The organism is Shinella sedimenti (assembly GCF_022601905.1).
Lineage (GTDB): Bacteria > Pseudomonadota > Alphaproteobacteria > Rhizobiales > Rhizobiaceae > Shinella > Shinella sedimenti.
Map to the genome: position 1 here is coordinate 14,838 of NZ_JAKVIN010000012.1, position 17,287 is coordinate 32,124.

The following is a 17,287-nucleotide window of genomic DNA, read 5'->3' on the forward strand; positions in this document are numbered from 1 at the left end:
AGAGCTAATCCGTTGCGGCTATCCCTCTAAGTTGCACAGAACGATGTAGGGGGCATTCATGATTCAACGGCACAGCGTGGTGATCGCGAAGGACGACGGCGGGCTTGAAGTCTATCCGCTGAAACAATGGCTTCGGCAGAACCCGGACCATTTGCCTGCGGGTATGGATGGCACCCGCAATACGTCGCATCAATTGCGCGCGGCACTTCGGCAAGCCGGGTGGACAATGCAGGAAACGCCAGATGAAATCCGCATGATCTTCCCCGGTCACTCGGCCCGCGTCGATATGGTCGATGAGGTGTTGGGTGGAGCCGATGAACCTGTCCGCGACGATGGCGATGAAGGTATTCCCTACTTTTCGCTGGAATATCAGCTGCGGGATTTCCTTGCCTCAAACCTGTCGTCCATTGATTTCGGCGGGCGTAAGCTGAGTATCTATGTCGATCCGGCTGGTCGGGATGGTGTCGAATATCCAACGGCGGTCGGGCCAATCGATATTCTGGCCGTCGATGAGACCGGCGCGTTTTTCGTCTTCGAGCTGAAACGAGCACAGAGCGCCGACCGCGCTTTGGGCCAGATTGCTCGGTACATGGGGTGGGTGAAGCAGACCATCGGCCGCGACAAGGATGTATCGGGTATCATCGTGTCGAAGTCCGTCAGCCGCAACCTGAAATACGGGCGAACCGTCGTGCCGAATGTCTACCTGTTCGAATACGCAGTCAGTTTCAGCGTAACCCCGGCTCACGATATCGACCCGGCATAGCCGCGCGCTACACGGGACATCAGCCTAGCATCTTAACAATTTTAACGTGTTTTTCAACGCGACGTAAAAACGTGCACCTTACTCTCGCCCTATGAGTAAGTTTCCGCTGATCGTCGCTGGCACTTGGATGGCCGTGTTTCTCGGAGCCGGCGGCTATGCCTTCGTGCCGCGATCCCTATATGATCCGGCCTGCGATATCAAAGGCAATATCTCCATAAACTCGGGCGAACGCATCTACCACGTCCGGGGGCAGGAAGATTACAGTTCGACCGTCATCCGACGAGAATACGGGGAACGCTGGTTCTGCACCGAGGACGAGGCCCGCGATGCGGGGTGGCGTAGGGCGGGTCGATAGGCCAAGCCATCAGCGTTTCAGGTTTACCAGCACTTCCATAAGCTCTGAACCCGTCTGAAACACTTTGGAATTTGCCGTATAGTTGCGCTGCGCTTCGATCATGCTCGTCAGTTCCTCGGCAATGTCAACGTTCGAATCTTCCAGCGCGCCGGAAAGGATCGTGCCGAAACCGCCGTTGTCGGCATAGCCCATGACAACGACGCCCGAATCGGTGCTCTGCGAATAAACGTTGCCCGGCAGCGGCTTCAGGTTGTCGGGGCTTTGAACCGATGCCATGGCGATACGGTATTTCGGGGTTAATTCGCCATTGTCGTATTTCAGCGAGAGGACGCCGTCGTCGCTGATCTCGTAGCCGGTGATCTTGGAGGCCGAGTTGCCATCGACTTTGCCGTTCGAGATGTCGAAGTCTGAAGCCAGTTGGGTTGATCCTGAAATATCGATCGTGAGCCCGTTAAGGATTGCGCCACCGGAAAGGTTGGCGACTGTTTGCACAGTGACCGGGCCAATCAGTCGGCCATTGTTGTCGAAGAGAATATTGATCGGGCTTCCTGTTTCGTTTCCGTTGGACGACGTGACGGGAATGTGTGGCCCCGGGGAATTTTTGATCTGCGATAGATCGATGCGAATAGGAGGAAGCGTTGCACCCGCGAAGGTCGAGGCTGTCGTTTGCAGAATGGGATCGGTAGTCAAGTTGCCCGCACCATCGAAATCCAGAACCCGACTGGCGATAACGCCCGATGTCGAGGTGTCGATGACATCCAAAGCCCAGCTCGTCGGTGAAATCATTGTGTATGTGTAGTTGACCTGCCTGCTATTGCCCTGCTCATCGACTGCCCAGTCAGGGTACGCCAACGGGCTTGGCGCCGCGTCAAGCGACCCATACACCACCGCATCGCTCGTTGTTGTGAAGCTAGTTAAACCAGATGAACCTTCGCTAACCTGTAGGCTCCAACGATTGTCAACGGTCTTTGTGTACTGGAATTCGATCATTCGCGCGTTGCCCTGGCTGTCATAGGCAACGAGCGAGGTAGCTTTTTCATAGCCGGCATCGGCATTAGACGGCAGGTTCGCATCCAAGATGCCGCTTGTGGAGCCCGTCGCGCTCAACGCCTGTTGCGCAAGGTTGATCTCCGATAGACCGGCAAAGCCGTTGATGACGATGGTCGGATCCTCGGTGGAGGAATATTCGTAGCCCATCAGTGTGAAGCCGGCGGAGTTCCGCAACGTGCCGTCGTCCATCACGGTGAAGGCACCGGCGCGCGTCAGATATTCGATACCATCCGATCCGTTGACGATGAAGAAGCCCTTGCCGTTGATGGCGAGATCCGTTGCCGAGGTCGTGTAGGTGAAGGTGCCTTGCGCCGATATCGAATAGCGCACGTCCGTGGTGACGCCGCCGGAATTGTAGGCGCCGCCGGTCGTCGGCAGGATCAGCGAGGAAAACTGGGTAGAGGCCTTCTTGTAGCCTGTCGTGTTTGCGTTGGCGATGTTGTCGGCAACGGTGCTCAGACGGTTCGCTTGGGCGTTCATACCGGAAACGCCCGTACGCATGGTTCCGTATAAGCTCATGGATGCCCCTCAACGTCTTGCTGTTCTCGCTTCAGCAGTCCGCAAGCCGCATTTGTGTGTGCGTAACGGCCATTGCACCCCTGCGAATTAACGGTTCTTTAATCGCTCAGGTTGAGCTACCATGTACTCGAATCGATGGCGATTTGCGCCGTTTTACCGTGCAAGCCGCACCCGCACGCCGGCACAGACATTTGCACCCAACCCCTCACGCTCGCCCGTCCGAAGACCTCATGTTAGCGGATCGCAACGTGAGGAGGCCGGCATGGACACCGAAGACAGCAATGCATTTCCGATCCGGGCGTATTCCTACGTCCGTATGAGCACCCGCAAGCAGCTTCGCGGTGACAGCCTGCGCCGGCAGCTTGAGCGGTCGAAGGCGTTTGCGGACGAACACTCTCTGCTTCTGGACGACAGCTTGCAGGATCTGGGCGTCAGCGCATGGAAGGGAAGAAACTTCAAGACCGGCGCGCTCGGCCGGTTCTTGGCGATGGTCGAGAGCGGACAAATTCCCAGGGGCAGTTATCTGCTGATCGAAAGCCTCGACCGGTTGTCAAGGGAAGCCGTGCCGGATGCGTTGACGCTGTTCATGGCGATCATCAATGCCGGCATCGTCATCGTGACGCTGGGTGAGGATCGGCAGATTTACAGCCGCGACCGGCTCAACGGTGACTGGACCAAGCTCATCATCGGGCTTGCGGTTATGTCGCGCGGCCACGAAGAGAGCCAGACGAAAAGCGAGCGCATCAGCGCGGTCGCAAAACGGAAACGGGAACTGGCCCGCGAAGGCAAGGGGCATATCACCAGCATCACGCCCGGCTGGATCGACGCGAAGCGGATCGATGCGAGCCGTTATGAGTTCACGTTGAACCATCATGCGGAGACGGTGAAGACGATCTACGAGATGGCAACGCGAGGGCTCGGTGCGACGGTGATAGCACGAAAGCTCAACGCGGATGGCGTTCCAGCCTTCAAGAGCAAGGACGGATGGTATCAGAGCGTCATCAAGGCGCTGCTCGCCCGGCAAGATGTCATCGGCACATTCCAGCCGCATAGGATCGTTGAAGGCAAGCGTGTGCCGGATGGCGATCCCATCACCGACTATTTCCCCGCCGCCATCGACAAGGATTTGTTCCTTCGCGTGCAGGCGATGCGAAGCAATCCGGGCAAACCCGGACGCAAGGGCAGTACATTCGCCAATCTCTTCACCGGGCTTTGCCATTGCGCCCATTGCGGCGGGCCGATGACGATGAAGATAAGCCGGGTCAAAGGCAACGAAAACGGCCGCTATCTCGTCTGCGCGAACTATGTGCGTGGCCATCGCTGTGTCGATGGCAACCGGCACTTCCGATATGAGCCGCTGGAGGCGGCTATCCTTGATCACGTCACGGAAATCAATCTCGCGGAGACGCTGCAAACGGCACGCTTCGATGACACCGTGCGGGAGCTTGATGAGACCATCGCCGGTCTGTCGCTGCAACTGGAGGAGCTTCGACGGAAGGAGCAACGGCTAGCGCAGATAGTCGAGGATGATACCGCACCGCCAGATGCCGTGGTCGATTTGCTGAAGGCCCGGCAAAGCGAACGGAAGGCCGTCGAAGCCGAGCTACGGCACCAGCAGGCAGAACGCCAGCGCCGGTCAATTCGGCACGATAGCGCCATGGAAACATGCGACCGGATCGGCAGGTTGCGAAACGCGTGGGAGCAAGCCGACGACGCTGCCCGTTATGATCTTCGCTCGGAGGCACATGCCGCGATAAGGGAGATCATCACCGAAATCAGCTTTGACAGCGGCGATTGCTCAACGACGCTGATCGTGGAAAACGGCATCGTCGTACATCAATTTACCGATTGTCGAGCCTCCCATCGACATCAAAAGTGGTGCGCGATGCCAGTCACGATAACGAGAGCCGCTTGATGCGGTTGGTACTATGCGCGCCGCCCGCTGTATCTTTGCGATAGTTTGTCAGCGGTGCGCTCGGTGGTCGCCCCGGCTTTCAACTCGGCTAAGCGTTTTTCCAACAAAGCGATTTCGTCGTAGGTCTCGTCATCAAGCAGCTTCGGTTCCTTCATCAAGCCCTCCTCGCCGGGGCGAAGGAAGTCTTTGATCTGCTCGGTGTTGACCTGGGCATAGTGCTTGTCGATCATCGAAATCGAGGTGCGGGTGTTGCGGGCGACGTGGTGGATCGAGACATTGTTCGCAAGCATCTGCGAGATGTAGAAATGCCGGAATGAATAGGCAGTTCGTTTGACGCCTCGGTTGTCGTATTCCAAGTCTGCCGCCTTGAGCAACGCGTTCAAGCCGCGCTGGAACGACAGGATGGGCTTGCCGCTTGCATCCGCGAAGACAGGATCGTCATCTGCGGGCTCGCGGCCGACCTCGCTAACGAAGACGTTCCACAACATATGAAGCGCCTGGATCGCACCATGCAGTGGCACGGCATCGCCATGCTTGCTTTTTCCGTGGACCTGTAGCCGGGCATCCTGTTGGAAGAGGGGAAGGTCTTTCGTATCGCGGTAGCGGAGGATGTTGCTCCATTTGAGGTTTTTCGCCTCAGTGGGGCGCAGACCCGAACTAGCCATGAACTCTATATAGGCGTGCAGACGAACGCGATCTGAGCGCACGCGGCTGGTGAGCGTGCTTTGCGTCCAGACCCGCCCGTCTTTCGCCTTGATGAGCCTCACCGATTGCTGAGGCTCACTGATCCGCTCCAAGCTCTTGCCGAGTAGACGTTCATATTCCTCCGGTGCGAACCCGGGACGGCGTGTGTCGGGTTTCTTCTTTGCTCTGACGGCCGGGATGATGATCGGCTTGCAATAGCCCCACTTAGCCGCTTGCTCGAATAGCTCACGGATGATGACCATCTCGCCCTTGACCGTGCTCAAGGCTGCGACCTTCCGCGGTGCAGGGCGAATGAAGACCCTGCCATCTTCGCGTTCGCATCGGATTTTCTGAATGTGAATGCCGGGGCCGGCCGTCCAATAGGTCTTCCGCCATTCCAGATATCGTTCGATGTCGGCGGTGGTGATCGTCTCGATGGCGCGGTCTCCGAAGTAACCGACAGGGAAACGGCGAATGATCGGTGGCCAATAAATCGGGTGATATTTGCTGCGTTCATCGCGCTCAGCCTCTGCCACGACCTTTTCGATGAACTCTTCCGCCACCTCGACAAAGGAGCGGCTATCCAGCGAAAGGCCTTGCTTGTTGCGAAAGCTCTGCTCGTGCCAGATTTCGTAGGCGCGTTGTATCGCCTCTTCCTCGTTAGCGGTTCCGAGCGTCTTTTTGTATTGCTTGCCGCCAAGCGAATATCGCATCGACCAATTCTGCGTGCCTTCCCGTTGGAAAAGCGCGAATGGGGTCTTCTTCGTTGAGGCCGGGCTTTGCAGCATAACGTGGGGCACCTTTCGAGTTGCTATGGTCGGTGCGCTGCGCTGAAACTGCGCTAGCGACGTGTCCAAGCTCCGGAAGGCTACCTTGAAATCATTGAAGAATTCCCAAGCGCATGCGCTACTGGGCTAGGACTGAGCTAGCTTATTTCCAGCCCGTACGAGGACAAGACAAAACTGATAAATCAATGATTTCAAGAAGTTCGGTGGCGCACCCGACAGGATTCGAACCTGTGACCTTTGGAATCGGAATCCAACACTCTATCCAGCTGAGCTACGGGTGCATCCCACGGCGATGAATCGCCTGTCCGATGAAGGGTTCTTAGCTCAGGTGGGGGCGGGCTTCAATCGGGAAATTGGAGAAAAGGCGATCTGATGGGCGGACTGTGCTGGCCGGGGGGAAGCCGCCGGGGATGGCGGCTTCCGTTTTTGGCGTAAGGATCAGGTGGTCTGCATGGCGCCGGGGCCGGGGATGGCCTTTTCCGGCACCTTGCCGAGGATGATCATGCCGAGCACCTCGTCCTTGGTGACATCCTCTGTGCGCGCGTGGCCGACGACCTGACCGTTCTTCATCACCGAGACGCGGTCGGCGAGGTCGAAGACGTCGTGGATGTCGTGGCTGATCAAGAAGATGCCGATTCCCTCCTTTTTCAGCTGCTTGATCAGCTCGCCCACCTGCGCCGTCTCCTGGGGGCCAAGTGCGGCCGTCGGCTCATCCATGATGAGAATGCGGGCATTGAAAAGGATTGCGCGCGCAATCGCCACCGACTGGCGCTGGCCGCCGGACAGCGCCTTCACCGGCTCCTTGAAGCGCTGGAAGTTCGGGTTCAGCCGGCCCATCACCTCGCGCGTCTTGGCCTCCATTGCCACGTCGTCCAGCGTGCCCCAGGGGGTGCGCAGCTCGCGGCCGAGATAGAGGTTGGCGGCCGCATCGACATTGTCGGCGACGGCGAGCGTCTGGTAGATCGTCTCGATGCCGTATTTCTTGGCGTCACGCGGGTTGTTGATATCGGCCGGCTCGCCGTTGATCAGGATCTCGCCGCTGTCGCGCTTGTAGGCGCCGGAGAGAATCTTGATGAGCGTCGACTTGCCGGCGCCGTTGTGACCGAGCAGCGCCACGACCTCGCCGGGATAGAGGTCGATGGAGGCATTGTCGACGGCGTGGATGCCGCCGAAGGAAATGGAGATGTTCTTCATCTCCACGAGGGGCGTACGAGTGTCCGTCATTGGTGCGGCTCCTTACTTGGCGCGGGCGCGGTAGACCGTGTCGAGCCAGACGGCGACGACGAGGACCATACCGACCACGATGCGCTGGAACGGGGTGTCGATGCCGACCAGCACCATGCCCGATTGCAGCGATTGCATGACGAGGGCGCCGAGCATGGCGCCGGCGATTGTGCCCATGCCGCCGGCAAGCGACGTGCCGCCGATCACGGCAGCCGCGATCGTGTAGAGCTCGTCGAGCTCGCCCTGTGCGTTGGTGGCGGCATTGAGGCGGGCGGTGGAGATGGCGGCGGCGATGGCGCAGAGCATACCCATCAGCGCGAAGATCTTGACCGTTACCCAGCGGGTCTTGATGCCGGCGAGCTCGGCGGCCTCGGGGTTGCCGCCGAGTGCGAAGACATAGCGACCGAAGCGCAAGCGCGTGGCGATGAAGGTCATGACGATGCCGACGACGATGGCGATCAGCACGGGAATGGCGATGCCGTGCGGAATGAACAGGCCGCCGTCCGGCCAGGCGATGCCGTTGGCGTCGGCATATTTGCGGGCGATGGCGACCGGCCAGGGGTAGCTGTTGACCACGCCGATGGCGCCGAGCACGAGCGCGCAACCGACGGCGGTGAGGAAATACTCCGCCCACATCGGCCGCTGCGGGAAGCCGAAGCGCTGGCGCTGCTTGCGCGAATTGACGATGGTGGCAATGATTGCGATGCAGGCGAGGGCGCCGACGATCCAGCTCGCCGTCGCGCCGATCGAACCTTCGGTGCCGCCGCCCATCAGGCGGAAGGTCGCGTCCATGGGCGCGACCGTGCGGCCGCTGGTGACGAACCAGGTGGCGCCGCGCCAGACGAGAAGGCCACCGAGCGTGACGATGAAGGAGGGAACGTTGAGGAAGGCGATGATCGCGCCGTGCAGCGCGCCGATGGCGGCGCCCAGCAGGAGGCCTGCGAGCAGCGCGAGGATCCAGGTGACAGGGTGGTTGAAGCCCAGGATCTGCGGCAGGATTTCAGCCTGCAACACACCCATGATCATGCCGACGAAACCGAGGATGGAGCCGACTGACAGGTCGATATTGCGGGTGACGATGACCAGCACCATGCCTGTCGCCATGACGGCGACGGACGCGGTCTGAACGGAGAGGTTCCACAGGTTGCGCGGTGTCAGGAACAGGCCGCCCGACAGAATGTTGAAGCCGATCCAGATGATCAGCAGGGCACCGACCATGCCAAGCAGGCGCGTGTCGATTTCGGTGGCGCGAAAAAAGCGCTTCACCGGGTTCTCGCTTGCCGATCGCGCGCGATTGGCTGCGGTATTGGTGATGTCGGCCATGGCTTTGCCGTTCCCTCATGTCTGTTGAACGTATCCGTCCGGGCGGTTTTTCAAGGATCGATTGCCGTGTCGTCCCGCGCCTGCTGCCCATTTTGAACAGGCGCCGCAACGTGGTGTCGCGGCGCCTGGTCGATGGTCAGCGTATTGCCCGGATGCGGGCGGTCAGTTGCAGGCCGCGACGGAGCCGGCGGCAACGCCCTGGCAGGCTGCTTCCTTGGAGATCCAGCCCGCGTCGATGACGACGTTCAGGTTGTCCTTGGTGATGGGCAGCGGTGCAAGGAAGACAGACTTCATCTCGACGCCCTTCGGGCCGCCGTTGAAGGTCGTGACGCCCTCGATTTCGTCCATGGTCTTGCCGCCGGCGAGCTGGGCTGCGATTTCCGCAGCGCGCTTGCCGAGTTCACGCGAGTCCTTCCAGACGGAGACCGTCTGCGTACCGAGCGCAACGCGGTTGAGCGCTGCGTGGTCGGCATCCTGGCCGGAGACCGGAACGGAACCGGCGAGGCCCTGAGCTGCGAGTGCGGCAATCGCACCACCGGCCGTGCCGTCGTTCGAGGCGACGACCGCGTCGACCTTGTTGTCGTTCGCCGTCAGGAACTGCTCCATGTTCTTCTGGGCATTTTCCGGCTTCCAGCCATCGGTGTAGGCTTCACCGACATTCTTGATCTTGCCGGCATCCATCGCTTCCTTCAGCACTTCCTGCTGACCGGCGAAGAGGAAGTCGGCATTCGGGTCGGCCGAGTTGCCCTTGATGAAGACGTAGTTGCCTTCCGGCTTCACCTTGAACACTTCGCGGGCCTGCATGCGGCCAACTTCCTTGTTGTCGAAGGTGATGTAGAAGGCCGAGGGGTTCTCGATCAGGCGGTCGTAACCGACGACCGGGATGCCTTCCGCCGCGGCCTTCTCGATGGCCGGGCCGATGGCGTCGCTGTCCTGGGCGAGCACGATGATGGCGTTGGCGCCCTGGGCGATCAGCGACTCGACGTCGGTCAGCTGCTTGGCTGCCGACGACTGGGCGTCAGCGGAAATGTATTTGTCGCCGGTTGCTTCGAGAGCGGCCTTGATGGCGGCTTCGTCGGTTTTCCAGCGCTCTTCCTGGAAGTTGGACCAGGAAACGCCGACCACGAGGTCCTTGGCGTGAACAGCGGAATGCATGGAAACGATGATGGCAGCCCCTGCCATCAGCTTCAAAACGGACTTCATAATATCCTCCCAAGTGAACGCCGGTCGCCGGGCGAACCTCCCGCCCCATCAACAACCGGTCACGATAATACTGCCTCGATGCCCCTCCCGATCATGCCGGGACTTTTTTCTCGACAGTCGAGAAAATAAATGTCAGAAGTTTTCCAGGCTGTCAACCAGGGCGTGAAGCCTTGAATGACAGCGTGACAGATGCTTTGGGAGGAGCATGTGTTGCCGCCTGAAAGAGCGAATGGAATCGGAAGATGCTGACAAAATCGAGCACGGAGCTTGTGCGTCAGCAAAACAGCGCGCTCGTTCTGGCATCGCTTCGCCGGCATGGCCCGCTCGCCCATACCGACATTTCCCAGCATACCGGCCTGGCATCCGCCACCGTCTCCGCCATCACTGCGGAATTGGAGAAGGCGGACGTTCTGGAACGCCGCGAGCAGCAGGCTGCGGCAACGCGCGGACGTCCCCGCGTCATCTTCGGGCAGCGGCGCGAGGCGGGCTACCTCATTGCTGTGCGCATCTCTTCCGACATGGTGCAATATTCGCTGGCCGATTACGGCGGCACATTGCTCGACCGTTTCGAGGAGCCGCGCAACCATGCGGATGTTTCGACCGAGCCGTTCGCGGCCGCCTTTGTTGCTGCGCTTGAAAGGCTGGTGGAACGGTCGCAAATCCGGCACGACGATGTGCTGGTCGTTTCCATCAGCAGCAAGGGGCTGGTCGATTCTGCATCGGCGCGGCTCGTCTGGTCGCCGGTCTTCGGGGCGGAGCAGGTCGATTTTGCAGGCTTGCTTCAGCCGGCCTGGCGGGCCAAGATCCTGCTCAGCAACGAAACGCTGCTGGTGGCCCATGCCATGGCCTCGCGCATGGAAAAGGCGCGCATGAACGATCTGCATGCAGTGGCCGCTTTGTCTCTCGGGCACAGCATCGGACTTGGCATCGCGCGTTTCGATCGTATGGGCGAACTGACCGTCACGGCGCCGAATTTCGGCCATATGCTCAACTCGGCGGACGGCAAGCTCTGCCGGTGCGGCGCGCAGGGCTGCATCGAGGCCTCGGCGGGTTTTTACGGCATCCTGCGCACCGCGTTCGAAGTGCCGCCGGATACCATACCTGCCAAATTCGTGCCGCTTGCGGAAATGGACAAGATCGCGCTCAGGGCGCGCCAGGGCCATCGCATGTCGGAATACGCCTTCCGCCAGGCGGGTCTTGCGCTGGGGCAGGGGCTGTCGCGCATGGTGAGCCTGTATGAGACCATGCCGATCGCTATCACCGGACCGGGCACGCGCTATTTCGATCTCATGCAGCGCGGCATGGAGGAGGGCCTTTTGCAATCGCAGCAGGTCCGCCTTTTCGGCGCGCCGCCGATTTCCGTTGTGCCGGAGGAGGCGACGCTGGTGCTGGAAGGACATCTCGCCCGCGCGCTGGCGGAGATGGATCACGACATCATCGCGGCGAAGGCTGCGCAATGACGCCGAACAAAAAAGGCCGGACGACGAAGCGCCCGGCCAGTTGCTTGGGAGGAGATGGCCGTCAGGCGACGGCGATCTGCCGTTTCTCTTCCACGGATTTCACGGCGGCATCGGCGAGCAGCAGGGCCGCAAGACCATCGGCGCCGGAAGGCGTGATGGTGGCACCCTTCTCGATTGCGGCAATGAAGCTCGCGATCTCGTTGGCATAGGCTTCCGTGTAGCGGGTCATGAAGAAGTCGTGCAGCGGCGGGCGGGTATACCCTTCGCCATTGGCGATCTCGATGGAGACCGGGCGCTGGTTTTCCGCCGAGACGACGCCCTTGGAGCCGTGCACCTCGATGCGCTGGTCGTAGCCGTAGGTGGCGCGGCGAGAATTGGAGATGATGGCCTGCCTGCCGGACTTCGTCTGGAGGATTACGGAGACGCTGTCATAATCGCCGGCCTTACCGATTTCAGGATCGACCAGCACGGCGGCGGTTGCCGAAACCGTTGCCACTTCTTCGCCCAGCAGGAAGCGCGCCATGTCGAAATCGTGGATCGTCATGTCGCGGAAGATACCGCCCGAACGCTTGATATAATCCACCGGCGGGGCGCCGGGGTCGCGCGAGGTTATCGTCACCATCTCCACATCGCCGATGCGGCCGTCGTCGATGGCCTTGCGCACCGCCATGAAATGCGGGTCGAAGCGGCGGTTGAAGCCGACCATGAGCTTGCCCTTGGTCTCCTCGACCACTTTCATGCAGTCCCTGACGCGCTCCACCGAGAGATCGATCGGCTTTTCGCAGAAGATCGCCTTGCCGGCGCGCGAGAAGCGCTCGATAAGGTCCGCATGGGTATCGGTCGGGGTGCAGATCACCACCGCATCGATGTCGCTCGCCGCCTCGATGGCCTCGATCGTGCGCACGTCACAGCCGTATTGCTGGGCGATCGCCTCGGCTGCCGCCGGAAAGGCATCGGCGACCGCGACCAGCCTGGCGTCCGGGTTGCCGGTCACGGCCTTGGCATGGACCTTGCCGATGCGGCCGGCGCCGAGGAGACCAAATCTTACAGTCATGTTGTCCTCTTTGATTTTGGAGATAGGCGGTAGGAGTTAAGGCGGTAGGGAATAGCGGGTTGCTGGTCGAGAGGCATTTCCATCGCCTGCTGCTTACTGCCTAAAATTACGTCTTGCGCTTCTTCTGTCTGTAGACGTCGACGACGACGGCGGCGACGATGATCACCCCTTTGACGATTTCCTGATAGTAGGCGTCGACGCGCAGGAAGGTAAAGCCCGAGGTCATGACGCCGAGGATGACGGTGCCGATGACCGTGCCGGTGATGCGTCCGACGCCGCCGGCAAGCGAGGTGCCGCCGATGACGGCGGCCGCGATGGCATCGAGTTCGTACATCACGCCCATGCCGGCCTGAGCCGTCTGGGCACGGGCCGCGGTGACGACGCCGGCAAGGCCGGCCAGCGCGCCGGCGATGGCATAGACCTTCACGAGATGCGATTCGACATTGATGCCGGAGACGCGCGCGGCCTGCACATTGGCGCCGATGGCATAGGTGAACTTGCCGTAGCGCGTATAGCGCAGCGCGATGTGGAAGATCACCGCGACGACGAGGAAGATGACGACGGGCCAGATGCCGGTGCCGATGAAGCTGAACTGTTCGGTGAGGCCCGAGACCGGCTGCCCCTTGGTGTACCACTTCGAAATGCCGCGCGCCGACACCATCATGCCGAGGGTCGCGATGAAGGGCGGGATCTTGGTCTTGGCGATCAGCTGGCCGTTGATGAAGCCGGCCAGCAGGCCGACGCCGATGCCGACCGCGAGCGGCACGATGACCGGCAGGTCGGTCAGCGAGGGATAGAGGGCGCGCGGCCACGTCGAGGCCTGGGCGAGGGAGGCGCTGAACATTGCCGTCATGCCGACCACCGAGCCCGAGGACAGGTCGATGCCGCCGGTGATGATGACCTGCGTCACGCCGACGGCGATGATGCCGATGACGGCGACCTGAAGGATGATGATCGTCAGGCGCTGCGTGTTCATCAGGAAGCTCTGGCCGACGAAGATCCAGCCGAGGACTTCATAGACCAGCGCGATGCCGATGAGGACGAGAAAGATGTTGAGTTCCGGCGGGAGCCGGCGGGCAGATTTCTGCGCTGCGGCCTGCGCCTGCGCTGCGGAATTCGTGCTCATGATTACCTCCCTGGTGGCCGTTGGGCCTGAATTTACTGGGCTGCCAGTTCCATGACCTTGACCTGCGTCGCCTCCGCGCGATCGAGGAAGCCCGTGACGCGCCCCTCGTGCATGACCATGATGCGGTCACTCATGCCGAGGACCTCCGGCATTTCCGACGAGATCATGATGACGGCGACGCCATCGCGCGCGAGTTCGGTCACGAAGCGGTGGATTTCCGCCTTGGCGCCGACATCGATGCCGCGTGTCGGCTCATCGAGAATGAGGATGCGCGGATTGGTGAGGAGCCAGCGGCCGATCAGCACCTTCTGCTGGTTGCCGCCCGACAGGTTCTCGATGCGCTCCGAAAGGTTCGGCGTCTTGACCCGCAGCTTGCTGCTCATCTCCTCGCAGACCTTCGTCAGCGCGCGTTCGGAAACGAACCCGCCCTTGACGAACCGGTCCTGGAGAACGGCGATCTGCATGTTCTCGAGGATATCGAGGATCAGAAGGCAGCCCGTGTCCTTGCGGTCTTCCGTCAGAAACGCCATGCGGTGCCTGATCGCCGTGTTCGCGCTGTCGATATCGACTTCTTTGCCATTGATCGAAATCGTGCCCGACGTTGCCGGCGTGACGCCGAAGATCGCCTCGGCCACATTCGAGCGGCCGGAGCCCACGAGCCCGGCAATGCCGAGGATCTCGCCGGCGCGCACATCGAAGGACACGTCGTGGAAGACGCCCTTGAGGCTCAACTCCTTCACTGACAGGACGACGTCGCCGATCGGCACCTCTTCCTTGGGGAACATCTGCGTGATCTCGCGGCCCACCATCATGCGGATGATGTCGTCGCGCGTCACGTCGCTGGAGGCATGCGTGCCGATGTACTTGCCGTCGCGAAATACCGAGAACTCGTCGGCGATCTCGAACAGCTCGTTCATCTTGTGCGTGATGTAGACGATGCCGATGCCCTGTGCGCGCAGGTCGCGGATGATCGTGAAGAGGTGGGCCACCTCGCGCTCGGTCAGCGCGGAAGTCGGCTCGTCCATGATGAGGACATCGCTTTCGTAGGAAACGGCCTTGGCGATCTCCACCATCTGGCGATTGGCGACCGAGAGGTCGCGAACCTGCGTTTGCGGGTCCATGGTAATGTTGAGGCGGTTGAAGAGCGCGGCCGTCTTGCGGTTCATCTCACCGTGATTGACGAAGCCGAAGCGGTTCTTCGGCTCGCGGCGGATCCAGATGTTTTCAGCCACCGTCATGAAGGGCATCAGGTTGAGTTCCTGATGGATCATGGCGATGCCGTTCTCCAACGCGTCGAGCGGCGATTGCAGTCGGATCTTCTGGCCCTTGAGCAGCACCTCGCCCTGGTCGGGCGTGTAGATGCCGGCGAGGATCTTCATCAGCGTGGACTTGCCTGCGCCGTTTTCGCCCATCAGCGCATGCACCGAGCCACGCTTGAGCTTGAACTGGACGTCGTCGAGCGCGACGACACCCGGAAATTCCTTGCGGATGCCCTCTGCGGAGAGCAGGTATTCAGCATTCGGAATGGCGCCGCTTGCACGAACCGCGGCCATGGTGGTCGGACTGACCATCGTCCTCTCCCTCCCGGATCGACCTGAAACCGGAGAACCGCGCGCGAAGGCGCGGCCCTCCCTGTCATAGGCTTTCGATGCCCTGCTCGATCAGTTCTTCTGCTGGTAGTCGGCGATGTTGGCCGGGTTCACGAGCTGGAAGGGAATGTAGACCTTCGCCTCGACCTTCTCGCCCTTGGCAAGCTTGATTGCCGCGTCGAGTGCACCCTTGCCCTGGCCGGCCGCGTCCTGGAAGACGGTGACGTCAAGATCGCCGGCCGCCATGGCGGCAAGCGCGTCCTGGGTGGCATCGACGCCTGCGATCACGACGCTGTCCATCGAACGGCCGGCGGCCTTGAGTGCCTGCGCCGCGCCGATGGCCATCTCGTCGTTGTTGGCGATCACGGCGTCGAACTCGACGCCGGCAGCCAGCCAGTTGGTCACGAGATCCTGGCCCTGCGTGCGCTGCCAGTTGGCGGTCTGCTCCTCGACAATCTCGATGCCCTTGCATTCGTCGGTGGCGAGAACGTCATGGACGGCCTTGGTGCGCATGCGTGCGCCCTGGTTGGAAAGTTCACCCATCATGACGACGGCCTTGCCCTTGCCGTTGAGCAGGCGGCAGACTTCCTGTGTCTCCAGCGTGCCGGCTACGGTTTCCTCGGAGGCCACGAAGGCCTGCTTTTCGGGAAGCTGATCGACATTGACCGGCTCGCGGTTGACGTAGACGAGCGGAATACCCGCATCGGCAGCGGCCTTCGACATGGCAGCGGTCGCATCGGTGTCGACCGCGGTCACGATGATGGCATCCACGCCGGACGCGATGAAGTTCTGGATCTGGCTCTGCTGCTTGGCGACGTCGTTCTGCGCGTCCTCGATCTGCAGCTGGACGCCGTCCATCGTCTTGGCGTAGTCGGACATACCGTTGCGCAGAACAGTCAGGAAGTTGTCGTCGAACTGCGCCATCGTCACGCCGATCGTTTCGGCATGGGCGGCGGTGGACATCATGACGGCGAGTGCCGAGCCAAGGATGAATTTTTTCATGTCGTATCCTCCTCAAGGTGGTGTCCGGTGCACCACAGACATATCCGGATGGTCGGCCTTGCAGGCCTATGACCTTTGCTCCTCCCGGGACGCAAGGATCAAAACAGAATAAACAAACCGCGAATTTCAAACTTCGGAATGTTTATTCCATTTTGTGGGCGTGGCGTCAAGTCTGTTCCATCGCAGTCCCGGGATCGGCATGAGGGGTGGTGAAAAGCAGCGCCGTGTCTTACGGCCCGCCTTGTCCGGTCAGACGGTTTCGCGAAGGAAAGCAATGCTCCCGGCTATCGCGGTCTTCGGGTCGGGCAGATCGTGTACGACGGATGCGAAGGGTTCGAACGACAGCGGCCCGGCATACCCGGCGGCAATCAGCGCTTTGATCTGCTCGACATTGCCCAGAGTGTCGCCGGGGCCGACCAACACCCTGTGACTGTCGCGCAGATCGCCGATGGCAATACCGCTGTCCTCGACGCCCGAGATGTGGATAAGCCCCGTCAGGTCGGCAAAAAGCTCGGGCTCACCGGCAAGGTGGTGATGGAACGTGTCGTGCACGAGGCGGAAGGTGCCTTCGCCGCCGACGGATCGGATCGCCTCTGCCGCTTCCCGCTTGGAGCGAAGCGAGCAGATTTCGAAACCGAGCGGTTCGACGAGCCCGATGATGCCGGCCTTATCCAGTAGCGGCTTCAGGGCTGTCAGGGCCGCCATCAGATTGGTCTGCCGTTCGCCGTCGGCTCGTCCGGTGCCATCGTTTTTCGGCACGAGCACCAGCGCCCGGGCGGCGCAGGCTTCGGCGTAGTCGATGAGTGCGCGCGCTTTGGCCTCGCGTTCGGCCGACCACGCGTTGAAGCGTTGCAGGGCGTTGATCGAGATGATGGTGAGGCCGTGACGCTGCGCGGCCGCCTTCACATCGGCGGGCGTGGTACCGTCGAGAATGGCGTTGCCGGGCAGATCGTTGCGGATCTCGACCGCCTTTATCCCGAGATCGGCAGCCAGCGCGAAGAAGGCGTCGAGCGGCAGGGATGGAGCGGTCATATGGTTGAGGGCAAAGGTCAGCTGCGGCATGAATGGTTTCCTCCGGTCTTTGCGGCCGCGGATCGGCGGCCTCGCATGCGCGCACGATGATCGCCACGTCAGTCAGGCGCGTCAAAGCGGATTGTTGCGATGATGCCGTTGCGCGATGGCCGAAAGCAAAGCCGGTTTCCTAATGCCGGAAAACCGCCTATGTAAGCGCG

Annotated in this window: 14 protein-coding genes and 1 tRNA gene; 4 read left to right on the forward strand and 11 right to left on the reverse strand. The window is 61.0% G+C overall.

Annotated elements, in window-relative coordinates; all coding sequences use genetic code 11:
• The first annotated feature begins 58 nt into the window (after positions 1 to 58).
• Together MKI86_RS22275 and MKI86_RS23980 are read left to right on the forward strand one after the other, a co-directional pair.
• Positions 59 to 763, forward strand: coding sequence for an endonuclease NucS domain-containing protein (locus MKI86_RS22275; protein WP_241605459.1), 705 nt, complete (start codon positions 59 to 61; stop codon positions 761 to 763).
• Positions 764 to 890: 127 nt separating this feature from the next.
• Positions 891 to 1,118 carry a sunset domain-containing protein gene (locus MKI86_RS23980; protein WP_241605461.1) on the forward strand — a complete coding sequence of 76 codons (228 nt, stop codon included), beginning with the start codon at positions 891 to 893 and terminating at the stop codon, positions 1,116 to 1,118.
• 9 nt (positions 1,119 to 1,127) lie between these two features.
• Here MKI86_RS23980 and MKI86_RS22285 read toward each other — a convergent pair whose 3' ends face one another.
• On the reverse strand, positions 1,128 to 2,687 hold the full coding sequence (locus MKI86_RS22285; RefSeq protein WP_241605463.1) for a flagellar hook protein FlgE: 1,560 nt from the start codon (positions 2,685 to 2,687) through the stop codon (positions 1,128 to 1,130).
• 262 nt (positions 2,688 to 2,949) lie between these two features.
• On the opposite strand from MKI86_RS22285, the gene MKI86_RS22290 reads away from it, so the two are divergent.
• The gene (locus MKI86_RS22290; RefSeq protein WP_241605465.1) at positions 2,950 to 4,602 is read left to right on the forward strand and encodes a recombinase family protein; all 1,653 of its coding nucleotides are present in this window, start codon (positions 2,950 to 2,952) and stop codon (positions 4,600 to 4,602) included.
• An 11-nt stretch (positions 4,603 to 4,613) separates the two neighbouring features.
• Here the strand turns inward: MKI86_RS22290 and MKI86_RS22295 are convergent, their stop codons facing one another.
• From MKI86_RS22295 to xylF, 5 genes are all read right to left on the reverse strand, one after another.
• Entirely contained in the window at positions 4,614 to 6,074 is a 1,461-nt protein-coding gene (locus tag MKI86_RS22295) for a tyrosine-type recombinase/integrase (protein WP_241605467.1), read from the reverse strand.
• A 204-nt stretch (positions 6,075 to 6,278) separates the two neighbouring features.
• Positions 6,279 to 6,355 (reverse strand) — tRNA-Arg (locus tag MKI86_RS22300).
• 157 nt (positions 6,356 to 6,512) lie between these two features.
• Positions 6,513 to 7,298 (reverse strand): ATP-binding cassette domain-containing protein, encoded by a 786-nt coding sequence (locus MKI86_RS22305; RefSeq protein ID WP_241605469.1) that lies wholly within the window; start codon positions 7,296 to 7,298, stop codon positions 6,513 to 6,515.
• 12 nt (positions 7,299 to 7,310) lie between these two features.
• Positions 7,311 to 8,621, reverse strand: coding sequence for a sugar ABC transporter permease (locus tag MKI86_RS22310; RefSeq protein ID WP_241605471.1), 1,311 nt, complete (start codon positions 8,619 to 8,621; stop codon positions 7,311 to 7,313).
• Positions 8,622 to 8,783: 162 nt separating this feature from the next.
• Entirely contained in the window at positions 8,784 to 9,824 is a 1,041-nt protein-coding gene (gene xylF, locus MKI86_RS22315; RefSeq protein WP_241605473.1) for a D-xylose ABC transporter substrate-binding protein, read from the reverse strand.
• A gap of 242 nt (positions 9,825 to 10,066) precedes the next feature.
• Here xylF and MKI86_RS22320 point away from each other — a divergent pair, with 242 nt between their 5' ends.
• Positions 10,067 to 11,284, forward strand: coding sequence for an ROK family transcriptional regulator (locus tag MKI86_RS22320; protein ID WP_241605475.1), 1,218 nt, complete (start codon positions 10,067 to 10,069; stop codon positions 11,282 to 11,284).
• Between the two features lie 61 nt (positions 11,285 to 11,345).
• Here MKI86_RS22320 and iolG read toward each other — a convergent pair whose 3' ends face one another.
• The 5 genes from iolG to MKI86_RS22345 all read right to left on the reverse strand — a co-directional run bounded on the left by iolG (position 11,346) and on the right by MKI86_RS22345 (position 17,117).
• A complete protein-coding gene (gene iolG, locus MKI86_RS22325; protein WP_241605477.1) occupies positions 11,346 to 12,338 on the reverse strand; it encodes an inositol 2-dehydrogenase in 993 nt (330 codons plus the stop codon).
• A 106-nt stretch (positions 12,339 to 12,444) separates the two neighbouring features.
• Complete coding sequence (locus tag MKI86_RS22330; RefSeq protein ID WP_241605479.1) at positions 12,445 to 13,464, reverse strand: ABC transporter permease; 1,020 nt, start codon at positions 13,462 to 13,464, stop codon at positions 12,445 to 12,447.
• Positions 13,465 to 13,496: 32 nt separating this feature from the next.
• Complete coding sequence (locus MKI86_RS22335; RefSeq protein WP_241605481.1) at positions 13,497 to 15,035, reverse strand: sugar ABC transporter ATP-binding protein; 1,539 nt, start codon at positions 15,033 to 15,035, stop codon at positions 13,497 to 13,499.
• Positions 15,036 to 15,125: 90 nt separating this feature from the next.
• A complete protein-coding gene (locus MKI86_RS22340) occupies positions 15,126 to 16,055 on the reverse strand; it encodes a sugar ABC transporter substrate-binding protein (protein ID WP_241605483.1) in 930 nt (309 codons plus the stop codon).
• Between the two features lie 249 nt (positions 16,056 to 16,304).
• Positions 16,305 to 17,117 carry a TIM barrel protein gene (locus tag MKI86_RS22345; protein WP_241605485.1) on the reverse strand — a complete coding sequence of 271 codons (813 nt, stop codon included), beginning with the start codon at positions 17,115 to 17,117 and terminating at the stop codon, positions 16,305 to 16,307.
• Positions 17,118 to 17,287: the final 170 nt, after the last annotated feature.

Excerpts from the sequence above, each read along its gene's own strand:
- MKI86_RS22275 (WP_241605459.1), top strand. The coding sequence starts at position 59 with ATGATTCAACGGCACAGCGTGGTGATCGCGAAGGACGACGGCGGGCTT.
- MKI86_RS23980 (WP_241605461.1), top strand. The coding sequence starts at position 891 with ATGGCCGTGTTTCTCGGAGCCGGCGGCTATGCCTTCGTGCCGCGATCC.
- MKI86_RS22285 (WP_241605463.1), bottom strand. The coding sequence starts at position 2,687 with ATGAGCTTATACGGAACCATGCGTACGGGCGTTTCCGGTATGAACGCC.
- MKI86_RS22290 (WP_241605465.1), top strand. The coding sequence starts at position 2,950 with ATGGACACCGAAGACAGCAATGCATTTCCGATCCGGGCGTATTCCTAC.
- MKI86_RS22295 (WP_241605467.1), bottom strand. The coding sequence starts at position 6,074 with ATGCTGCAAAGCCCGGCCTCAACGAAGAAGACCCCATTCGCGCTTTTC.
- MKI86_RS22305 (WP_241605469.1), bottom strand. The coding sequence starts at position 7,298 with ATGACGGACACTCGTACGCCCCTCGTGGAGATGAAGAACATCTCCATT.
- MKI86_RS22310 (WP_241605471.1), bottom strand. The coding sequence starts at position 8,621 with ATGGCCGACATCACCAATACCGCAGCCAATCGCGCGCGATCGGCAAGC.
- xylF (WP_241605473.1), bottom strand. The coding sequence starts at position 9,824 with ATGAAGTCCGTTTTGAAGCTGATGGCAGGGGCTGCCATCATCGTTTCC.
- MKI86_RS22320 (WP_241605475.1), top strand. The coding sequence starts at position 10,067 with ATGCTGACAAAATCGAGCACGGAGCTTGTGCGTCAGCAAAACAGCGCG.
- iolG (WP_241605477.1), bottom strand. The coding sequence starts at position 12,338 with ATGACTGTAAGATTTGGTCTCCTCGGCGCCGGCCGCATCGGCAAGGTC.
- MKI86_RS22330 (WP_241605479.1), bottom strand. The coding sequence starts at position 13,464 with ATGAGCACGAATTCCGCAGCGCAGGCGCAGGCCGCAGCGCAGAAATCT.
- MKI86_RS22335 (WP_241605481.1), bottom strand. The coding sequence starts at position 15,035 with ATGGTCAGTCCGACCACCATGGCCGCGGTTCGTGCAAGCGGCGCCATT.
- MKI86_RS22340 (WP_241605483.1), bottom strand. The coding sequence starts at position 16,055 with ATGAAAAAATTCATCCTTGGCTCGGCACTCGCCGTCATGATGTCCACC.
- MKI86_RS22345 (WP_241605485.1), bottom strand. The coding sequence starts at position 17,117 with ATGCCGCAGCTGACCTTTGCCCTCAACCATATGACCGCTCCATCCCTG.